Consider the following 9,283-nt stretch of genomic DNA (forward strand, 5'->3'; position numbering starts at 1 on the left):
TTTCAGAGGCGTCGCCATTGAGGGGTACCTGGATCTCGAAGGTTAACACGTTAGTGTATTTATGGAATCATAGACTTAGTCACATAGTCATTTAGTCTGATAGTCTCTTACCTGACCCTATGACCATGCGACTATAAGACTATTCGACTACCAGACTATTTAAAATCTGACTTCCTCATAGGCTTCTCTTGCAGTCCGGGCATTCTCATCCCTCTTTCCCGGAACCTCTTCCCGTATCGCCAGATTGATGGAATCGATTCCCACGAGGCCGGTCACCTTTGAAAAGGCTCCCATGATGGCTGTATTGACAATCGGGTTCGTCCTTGAACCCAGACCATTTCGGATAGCAATAGAGGTGGCATCGACCGTGGCGATTCGAAAACCCTCCAGATGATGAAACGTCTCGGGAGAATGACTCGAATTAACCAAAATCCATCCATTCGGTTTCAATCCTGAGGTAACATCTACTGCTTTGACCAGGGTCGGGTCCAGAACGATGATATGATCGGGTTCATAGATGTTGATCCTCAACTGAATGGGTTGCTGATCAACTCTAAGAAAGGCCATCACGGGAGCTCCCCGCCTCTCCACCCCGAAGGCAGGAAAAGACTGGACATAAAACCCCTCATGGAAAAAGGCAACGGCGAGCACCTTGGATGCCACCTGAGCTCCCTGCCCACCCCTTCCATGAAATCGGACTTCGATCATTCCCTTCTCCAATGAATTCAATTATTCTATAATATATCTATTACCACGGGACAAGAAAAAATTTTTCTCCGAAGGAAAGAGCATGGCTTGACAACACACAAAAAAAGATTTGACACAAGCTTAAAGAGCTGCTATAAGTTTTATGGCATATTGAATGGTGTATACAATGTACGATATTCCGCCCTCGTCAAAAAAACCGGACGCCTCAACGACTTCGATTGACCACGTTGTCTATGCAAAAACACAGTCAGCTAAGGAACCAATGCCGCCGAGAGCAGAAATGGAATCTGGAATCGACAGTATCGATAACTTAGTGGGTCCGAGAGGCACCACAGATCAGGTAATGGGACGCATCCGCGATGCAATCATCTCGGGCAGGATCTCTCCGGGAACTTGGCTGCGCGAGGCTCAACTGGCCACTCGTCTCGGCGTGAGCCGCATCCCAGTTCGGGAGGCGTTGGCACGCCTCGAAGCAGAGGAGTTGGTCGAGCGCGTGCCCTACCGGGGCACGAGGGTATTGCGCCTTACCGTGGAACGGGTGATAGAGTCATTCATGCTGCGCTCACTCCTCGAGGGCTTCGCCACAAAGCTGGCTACCCTGCATATTAGGCCTGAAGAGATCACCAGGCTGAGGAGTCTGGTCACACAATTGGAGGAGTGCGCCAGGCCCGGTCGCCACGAGGATGTCGCCCCCCTCCACCGCGAAATCCATTCCATCATCTACAACCGATGTGGATCTGCGAAGCTGATACGCTGGATCAACGAACTCTACAACCAGTTTCCCAAGAACCTGCGCCGCACTACTCGCTTCGAAGAGCCACCGAAAGAATACCGGCGCATCGTGGACGCAATCGAGGCGAGGGATGCCGAGCTGGCGGGCAAGCTGATGAGCGAACATCTCGAAAATGGCCGGCCAGCGGCTGTCAAGCATTACACCGATACACTCTTGGGGTGAGAAGAAGAGGAATTCATCTTAACGAACTTGCAATCTCAGGCGTATTCGACCTGAATTCTTTCGGAGGTAGGACATGCGACCCAACAAAGTCAAGCGAGCTCTCATGAACGGCGAGGTCCAGATCGGCACCTGGGTCAACGTCCTTCGCACCCCTCAGATTGCCCAGATGCTGGCCACGGCTGGCTTCGACTTTATGTACATTGACATGGAACACTCAACCCTCTCCATCGAAACAGTTGGCGACCTCTGCTATGCCGCCCTGGCGGCAGGGCTGGTCCCCATCGTCAGGCCCCCGGCCAAGGAGCACCATCTGCTCAGCAGGCCATTGGATGGCGGCGCTATGGGTTTGCTAATCCCCCACGTGGACACGCGGGAAGAGGCGGAGGCCGTGATCAAGGCCGTCCGCTTCCCGCCATTAGGCGAGAGAGGAGTGAACCTGATGGGGGTTCACACCGATTTTGGCAGGGCAAACGGCGATGAGTACATCAAATCCACCCACGCCGAGACCCTCCTGCTGGTGCAGATTGAAAGTGACAGAGGGATCGGCAACCTGGATAAGATCCTTTCGGTGGACGGTGTGGATGGTGCTGTTATCGGCCGGGCCGATCTCTCCACTGATCTCGGCCTACCGGGACAGACTAACCATCCGGAGGTAGTCCGGCGCGTTGAGATGATGATCGCAGCCTGCCAACGCCACAGAAAGATCCCCGGCCTCCTCGTGCAAGACGTAGCCTCGGCCAAGGAATGGATCGCCAAGGGGATCCGGCTTGTCCCCTACGCCAACGAGGTGAGCCTCCTGATCAATGCTGGCGCACGAGCTGTCGACGAGATCCGCAGCTTCGCGAAGGGGAACCGATGAGGAAATTACCATTCCCATCTCTGGGATTCAGAAGGATGATATGGCGAAGAAGCCTGTAGTGTTGTGCATGGACCTGTTGCCGTCTGCCATGCGTGAATTGATAGTCGGCCAGAAGCCGGAAGGCCTGGACCTTGTTTTTGTAGAGACCTCAAGCCAAGAGGAGCAAGTCGCGAAAGCCCGGGATGCCGACTACATCCTTTGTTCATGGACACCGGTCCCGGGTCAGGTGATTGAGGCGGGTGAAAAGCTCAAGCTGATTCAGAAGTACGGGATCGGGGTAGACAAGATCGATATGAAGACCGCTGCCCAAAAGGGCATACCCGTCTGTATCTGTGCCGGCGTCAACGCCGTGGCGGTGGCAGAGACCGCTATCACCCTGATGCTGGCTGTCTACAAGCAGCTGTGTGTGGCCCACAACTCCCTTCGCGCGGGGCACTGGCTCAAGTGGGAGCTGCGCACCGCCTGTTACGAATTGTGGCAGAAGACAGTAGGGATCATCGGGGGAGGCAACATCGGCCGGGCTGTGGCCAAGCGGCTCAGCCACGGATTCGAATGCCGGGTCCTTTACTACGATGTCCTTAGGTTGCCGCAAGAAACGGAGACGGCCATGGGGATGATTTACGCATCCATGGAAGACCTCCTCCGGCAGGCCGACATCGTCTCGCTCCATATACCACTGCTCCCTGAGACCAGGGGACTGATCGGGGCGAAAGCATTCGCCCTGATAAAGCCCACGGCCGTTCTCATCAACACCGCCAGGGGAGGCGTGGTGGATGAGCCTGCGCTGATCGAGGCGCTTCAGAAGAAAACAATCGCCGGCGCGGGCCTTGATGTATTCGCCAAAGAGCCCCCCGATCCGGACAATCCCTTGCTCCGGATGGACAACGTAGTGGTAACTCCTCACAACGGCGGGGGCACGGTGGACACCGCGAAACGAATCGTTAGTCATGCGTTCGACAATATCATGCGAGTCGAGCGCGGAGAGCCCCTGCCCGAGGCGGATCGGGTGAGGAGCACCTGACGGAGTGGCGACGGACATGCCACCCCGGCAGGAAACAGGCTGGACGCGCGTGGCCGGGGCGAGGCGACTGCGCTGGCAACCTGGCTCGATAGGGCAAAGGAGGAAAACATGGCAAGTATGATCAATGCCGAAGCATTGGAAGTTCTAAAGAGTTTCAGCACAGGCATGGTCGGCGACGCGCTCCTCATGGCAGGCATCGAGGGGGGCATCCTGGGGATCCATCCCGTCAGAGGTTTTGAGGATGCCAAGATCGTCGGGCCGGCAACTACGGTGCTCTTCGGCCCACCCACACCAGACACGCCCAAGATGACAATGTACCGCGCTATACGGAGCTCCGCACCCGGCAGCGTCCTGGTGATCGACGGCAAGGGCCTCGGGAACCACTTCACAGGAGACAACCAGGGTGAGTGCGCCAAACGACGTGGAATCTTGGGCACTGTTGTCTATGGCGGCGCCCGGGATGTCGCGGGATACCGGCGGATGGGGATGCCGCTCTGGTGCATGGGCGCCGGCACCGCCGATAAGCCGCTGGGGTTCGGGATCGTGGGCCATAACGTTCCCATCGAGATCAGTGGGGTTCAGGTGAAGCCCGGGGACATCATCGTCGCCGACGAAGACGGCGTGATGGCAATCCCGCAGGAGAGCCTCAACACGGTCCTTGCCAACTTGAAAGTTATCACCGAGGTCGAGGAAGGCATGGAGAAGGCTATCCAGTGCGACGCCCCGGTCGAAGAGATGGAGGTGATCATCGGCAGGAAGAGGCGGAAGGCGTAGCCAGGCTTTATCACGCGCGTCTTCTAATAAATTGACCCTGAGCGGTGCTTCTTTACCCGCCTTAAAAGGCGGGGCTTGGCGCCGCCGAACGGGTCAACCCTGAGCCCTCGGCCGAAGCTCAGGCCAAGGGCAATCCTTGGCCTTCAGGCCGGAGAGCCGAAGGGTTGATTTGGTTTGATTCAATTAACCTTAAGAATGACTACCCCAAAGAAAGGAGATAGCTATGAGAAACATGAAGTCACAACTACCCAAGACCTTCGGAATAGTGCTCGCACTCTCTATGCTGCTCGCATTCACCATTGCCGTCGCATCGGCGCAGACCTATCCGACCAAGCCTGTGCGGCTCATCATTCCGTTTCCGCCCGGAGGGAGCAACGACATCGTCGGGCGACTGATCGCTACTCAGTTGACCGAGCGGTTGGGCAAGCAAGTGGTCGCGGAAAACCACGGCGGTGCAGGAGGCGTACTCGGCACCGAAATCGCGGCGAAGTCAGCGCCCGATGGTTACACGCTGCTCATCGTCTCTGCTGCATATGCCATCAATCCTTCGCTCTACAAGGTGCCTTACGATCCAGTGAAGTCCTTTGTCCCGGTCGCTATACTGGGAACCGGGCCAAACGTGCTCGTCGTCCATCCGAGCGTTCCGGTCAACTCGGTGAAAGACCTCATCGCACTCGCCAAGAAGCAGCCCGGCAAGCTGACTTGTGCGGCGGCGGGCGTCGGCAGTTTCCAGCATCTCGGTACCGAGCTCTTTAAGAGCATGGCCGGCATCGACTTCATGATCGTGCAGTTCAAGGGCGGCGGCCCTTCAATGATAGACGTACTGGGAGGTCATACCCAGTTTGCGATCGGCTCGCTCATTCAGTTTTTGCCCCATATCAACTCCGGGAAGCTCAAGGCGCTGGGCACAGGCGGATCGAAGCGCAGCATCGTTCTGCCCGATGTGTCGACGATCGCGGAGGCCGGCGTGCCCGGTTACGAAGGGAACAACTGGTGGGGTATCCTCGCACCGGCCGGCACGCCGCAGGCGATCGTCGACAGGCTGCACAAGGATCTCACGGTGATCCTGACCTCGGCGGAAACGCAGAAGCAGTTCCTGGTCCAAGGTGCGGAGGTGGCCCAAATGGGCCAGGCCGAGTTCGGTAGATTCATCACGGCAGAGACAGTCAAATGGGCACGGGTTGTCAAAGAAGCCGACATCAAAGCGGAATAGAGGCAACGGACAGGCAAGTCATAATCTTTTAGGAAGCTTTGAAGCCCCGGGGTGCGGCGAGGCCACGAACCCTCGTCGTACCCCTGCTGCTCAGCAAGAATCATCCGTCCTGCAAAGGAAAAGAGTTCTCGATGAAACTGGAGTTTCGGAACAACAAGGATTTCTGGGCCGGCATGATGTTGATCGGGATCGGCGCCGCGGCGATCTTCATCGCCCGGGATTACCGGTTCGGCAGCACGCTGCGCATGGGACCCGGTTACTTCCCGAGCGTTCTGGGAGGGATTCTCATCCTCTTCGGCATCTACGTCATGGCCATGGGGCTTCGCAGAAACGAGAAGATCAAAGGCAGATGGTCGATCCGGGCACTGATCGTGCTGCCCCTTTCCATCGTCCTGTTCGGCGTCCTGATGAAGCATGCGGGCCTCATACCGGCGCTGGCGGTCCTGATCTTTGGGTCAGCGGCCGCGGGCAGGGAGTTCAAGTTCGTCGAGGTTCTCCTGCTTACCTTGGTCCTGACAGGATTCTCGGTGGCGGTGTTCGTCTGGGGCCTCGGCCTGCCGTACCCCCTGATCAAGGGATTGTAATGAGGAGGGGTCATGGATCTATTCAATAACCTGATCTTCGGGTTCAGCGTCGCGCTCTCGATACAAAACCTGCTTTACTGCTTCATCGGTTGTATGGTGGGCACTCTGATCGGCGTGCTGCCCGGGATCGGGCCAATGGCAACGATCGCAATGCTGTTGCCGCTCACCTTCAACGTCTCGCCGGTCCCGGCAATGATCATGCTGGCTGGTATCTACTATGGCGCTATGTACGGCGGCTCAACCACATCCATCCTGGTCAACCTTCCGGGCGAGACCGCGTCGGTGGTGACTTGTATCGACGGGTACCAGATGGCCCGTCAAGGTCGCGCCGGGCCGGCGCTCGCAATCGCGGCCATCGGCTCGTTCTTCGCCGGCTGTGTGTGCACCCTGCTGATTGCGATGTTCGGCCCGCCGATCGCCGAGTTCGCGCTGAAGTTCGGTTCGCCGGAATACTTCTCGCTGATGCTGATGGGCCTGGTCGCCGCAGCCGTGCTTGCCCATGGCGACATGATCAAGTCACTTGCCATGGTGGTGTTGGGCCTGCTGCTCGGCATCGTGGGCGCTGACGTCAATTCCGGCGTAAAGCGCTTCACCTTCGGCTTCTTCGAGCTGTCGGACGGCATCGGTGTGGTGATCATTGCCGTGGGGGTGTTTGCGGTGGGCGAAATCGTAAGCAACCTTGGCGATCCGGAAGAGCGAGAGGTCTTCACCTCCAAGGTGAAAAACCTCTTCCCCACGAAGGAGGACCTGAAGCAGTCCTTCGGCGCGATCATCAGGGGAACAGGGGTCGGGGCGTTCTTCGGTGTGCTGCCTGGCACCACACCCTCGATTGCCTCGTTCTCGTCCTACATGCTCGAGAAGAAGGTCGCCAAGGACCCATCACGTTTCGGTCACGGCGCGATCCAGGGCGTAGCAGGACCCGAGTCCGCCAACAATGCGGACGCGCAGTGCAAGTTCATCCCGATGCTCACGCTGGGGATTCCGGCGAGCGGGACGATGGCGTTGATGCTCGGCGCGCTCATGATTCACGGCATCACGCCAGGTCCGCAGGTGATGACCCAGAAACCCGATCTCTTCTGGGGGTTGATCGCAAGCATGTGGGTCGGCAACCTGATGCTCGTCGTGCTCAACCTGCCGCTGGTTGGCATGTGGGTGAGCCTCCTCAAGGTGCCCTATCGCATGCTCTTCCCCGCCATCATGGTGTTCTGCGCCATCGGCATCTACAGCGTGAACAACAGCTCGTTCGAGATCTACCTCATGGTGATCTTCGGCATCCTCGGCATCGTCTGGAGGATGCTCGAGTGCAGCCCGGTGCCGATGATGCTCGGGTTCGTGCTGGGACCAATGGTGGAGGAAAATCTACGGCGGGCGCTCCAGGTCTCGAGAGGCGATCTCTCGGTGTTCGTCACGCGGCCGATCAGCCTTGCATTTATCATCGTCACGGTCCTGATCCTGATTGTGATGGCGTTGCCGGCCGTGCAGAAACGGCGGGAAAAAATTACCGACTGAGTCGTCGCCTGGACTGAGAGGGTATGCGAAACACCGTGAAACTAAGACTGAACAACACGGAGCATGGCAATGGAACCTGGCATCGAAAACATTGATCGCCTGGCGGAGCCCAGAGGCACCACCGAACAGGTTGCAGGACGGATCCGCGATGCGATCGTCTCGGGCAGGATCTCGCCGGGGGCCTGACTGCCCGAGACCAAGCTGGCCACCCCGCACCTTACGCCTGAAGAAGTCGCCAAGCTCAGGAGCCTGGTTGCGCAATTGGAGCAGTTTGATAGGACCAGGCCCCACGAGGATACGGTCCCAATCCACCGCGAATTCCATTCCACCATCTACAACAAATGCGGGTCCACCACACTGATACGCTGGATCAACGAGCTGTACAACCAGTTTCCCAAGAGCCTGCGCCGCATCACTCGCATTAAGGAACCCGCCGAAGAATACCGGCGCATTGTGGAGGCAATGGAAGCTGGAGATGCCGAGCTGGCTGGTAAGCTGATGAGCGAACATCTCGAAAACGGCGGCCGAATGGCTGTCAAGCGCTATGCAGAGAAACTCTCATCGAGAGGAGAGGAGTCATCGGTTCAAGCCCCCGATTTTACAGACGTATCGACCGGCATTTCCATGGAGGCAAGACATGAGACCCAAGAAGGTCAAGAAGAGGACTTTGTCTAATAAACAAGGATAGCTTATTAAAGCTTGTTCTGCAGGAATATCCAAAATAATTTTGGGAGGCGCAAACTTATGATTGACAAGGAGCTCTGTACTGGATGTGGCAATTGCTTGCCAACCTGTCCTGTTGGCGCTATCAAGTTGGAATCGGAATATGCAGAGATAGATGAAGATTTGTGCGTAGAATGCGGTGTATGTTACAGAGCTAAGAGCTGTCCGGTAGAGGCATTCGAACAGGAGCCGGACTTGCCCTGGCCGCGGATCATCAGAAGAGTATTTAGCGACCCCAATGCACCTCATTCCACCACAACAGGTGGCTGGGGGCGTGGCACATCGGAAATGAAGAGCAATGATGTAACCGGCCGTTATAAGAAAGGGCAAGTCGGCATCGCAGTGGAAGTGGGAAGACCGGGGGTTGGCGTAACAATCCGTAACATAGAAAAGATTGCTGCTCCCTTGACAAGACTTGGCATTCACTTCGAGCCGCTAAACCCTTTGACAAGCTTAATGGAAGATACTGAAAAGGCCATTTTTAAAGAAGAAGTGAAAAATGAAAGAGTGTTAAGTGCGATCATTGAATTCATGATTGAGGCTTCAAGGTTAGAAGAAGTAGTGAGAGCTTTGGAAGAAAGTTCCGCATGTGCAAGTGACACGGTGTTTTCCGTATCCATTATCAGCAGAGTGGAACCTGGAGGCGCCGTACCCAATATTGAAGCTCTGGCGAAGTTGGGGTATAAAGCGTCCCCCAACGCAAAAGTGAATTTAGGATTAGGTAGACCGAAAGCGGAAACTTAGATGTGAAAGGAGGCATAAGACAAATGACCCATTCATTGCACAGGGCAGGTACAATTGAAGATTTAGGTTGTGATTATGTCATCATCATGCGGCCGGAGAAAGGATATAACCAGGAAGGTTCGGCTGGAAAATGCAAAGAAATTCTGAGACTCCTTCAAAAACATGGCGCGGTCAACATTACCGGAGCCCGGGG

At 56.4% G+C, this 9,283-nt stretch carries 10 protein-coding genes; 9 read left to right on the forward strand and 1 reads right to left on the reverse strand.

The features are described from left to right. Window positions 1–159: 159 nt before the first annotated feature. Window positions 160–708 (reverse strand): 2-oxoacid:acceptor oxidoreductase family protein, encoded by a 549-nt coding sequence (locus tag QME66_11290; GenBank protein ID MDI6809547.1) that lies wholly within the window; start codon window positions 706–708, stop codon window positions 160–162. 166 nt (window positions 709–874) lie between these two features. On the opposite strand from QME66_11290, the gene QME66_11295 reads away from it, so the two are divergent. The 9 genes from QME66_11295 (at window position 875) to QME66_11335 (ending at window position 9,090) form a co-directional block, all read left to right on the forward strand. Further along, entirely contained in the window at window positions 875–1,663 is a 789-nt protein-coding gene (locus QME66_11295) for a GntR family transcriptional regulator (GenBank protein MDI6809548.1), read from the forward strand. 73 nt (window positions 1,664–1,736) lie between these two features. After that, window positions 1,737–2,522, forward strand: a complete 786-nt coding sequence (locus QME66_11300) for an aldolase/citrate lyase family protein (GenBank protein MDI6809549.1) — start codon at window positions 1,737–1,739, stop codon at window positions 2,520–2,522. Between the two features lie 40 nt (window positions 2,523–2,562). After that, complete coding sequence (locus QME66_11305; GenBank protein MDI6809550.1) at window positions 2,563–3,543, forward strand: 2-hydroxyacid dehydrogenase; 981 nt, start codon at window positions 2,563–2,565, stop codon at window positions 3,541–3,543. A gap of 108 nt (window positions 3,544–3,651) precedes the next feature. After that, on the forward strand, window positions 3,652–4,317 hold the full coding sequence (locus tag QME66_11310; protein MDI6809551.1) for an RraA family protein: 666 nt from the start codon (window positions 3,652–3,654) through the stop codon (window positions 4,315–4,317). 223 nt (window positions 4,318–4,540) lie between these two features. Then, complete coding sequence (locus tag QME66_11315; GenBank protein MDI6809552.1) at window positions 4,541–5,530, forward strand: tripartite tricarboxylate transporter substrate binding protein; 990 nt, start codon at window positions 4,541–4,543, stop codon at window positions 5,528–5,530. A gap of 131 nt (window positions 5,531–5,661) precedes the next feature. Further along, window positions 5,662–6,114, forward strand: a complete 453-nt coding sequence (locus QME66_11320) for a tripartite tricarboxylate transporter TctB family protein (GenBank protein ID MDI6809553.1) — start codon at window positions 5,662–5,664, stop codon at window positions 6,112–6,114. Window positions 6,115–6,126: 12 nt separating this feature from the next. Further along, the gene (locus QME66_11325) at window positions 6,127–7,623 is read left to right on the forward strand and encodes a tripartite tricarboxylate transporter permease (GenBank protein MDI6809554.1); all 1,497 of its coding nucleotides are present in this window, start codon (window positions 6,127–6,129) and stop codon (window positions 7,621–7,623) included. 201 nt (window positions 7,624–7,824) lie between these two features. Continuing rightward, the gene (locus QME66_11330) at window positions 7,825–8,298 is read left to right on the forward strand and encodes an FCD domain-containing protein (GenBank protein ID MDI6809555.1); all 474 of its coding nucleotides are present in this window, start codon (window positions 7,825–7,827) and stop codon (window positions 8,296–8,298) included. A gap of 69 nt (window positions 8,299–8,367) precedes the next feature. Beyond that, window positions 8,368–9,090, forward strand: coding sequence for a 4Fe-4S binding protein (locus QME66_11335; protein ID MDI6809556.1), 723 nt, complete (start codon window positions 8,368–8,370; stop codon window positions 9,088–9,090). The last annotated feature ends 193 nt before the right edge of the window (window positions 9,091–9,283 follow it).

It is taken from the genome of Candidatus Eisenbacteria bacterium, from assembly GCA_030017955.1.
In the GTDB taxonomy this organism is placed as follows: domain Bacteria; phylum Eisenbacteria; class RBG-16-71-46; order JASEGR01; family JASEGR01; genus JASEGR01.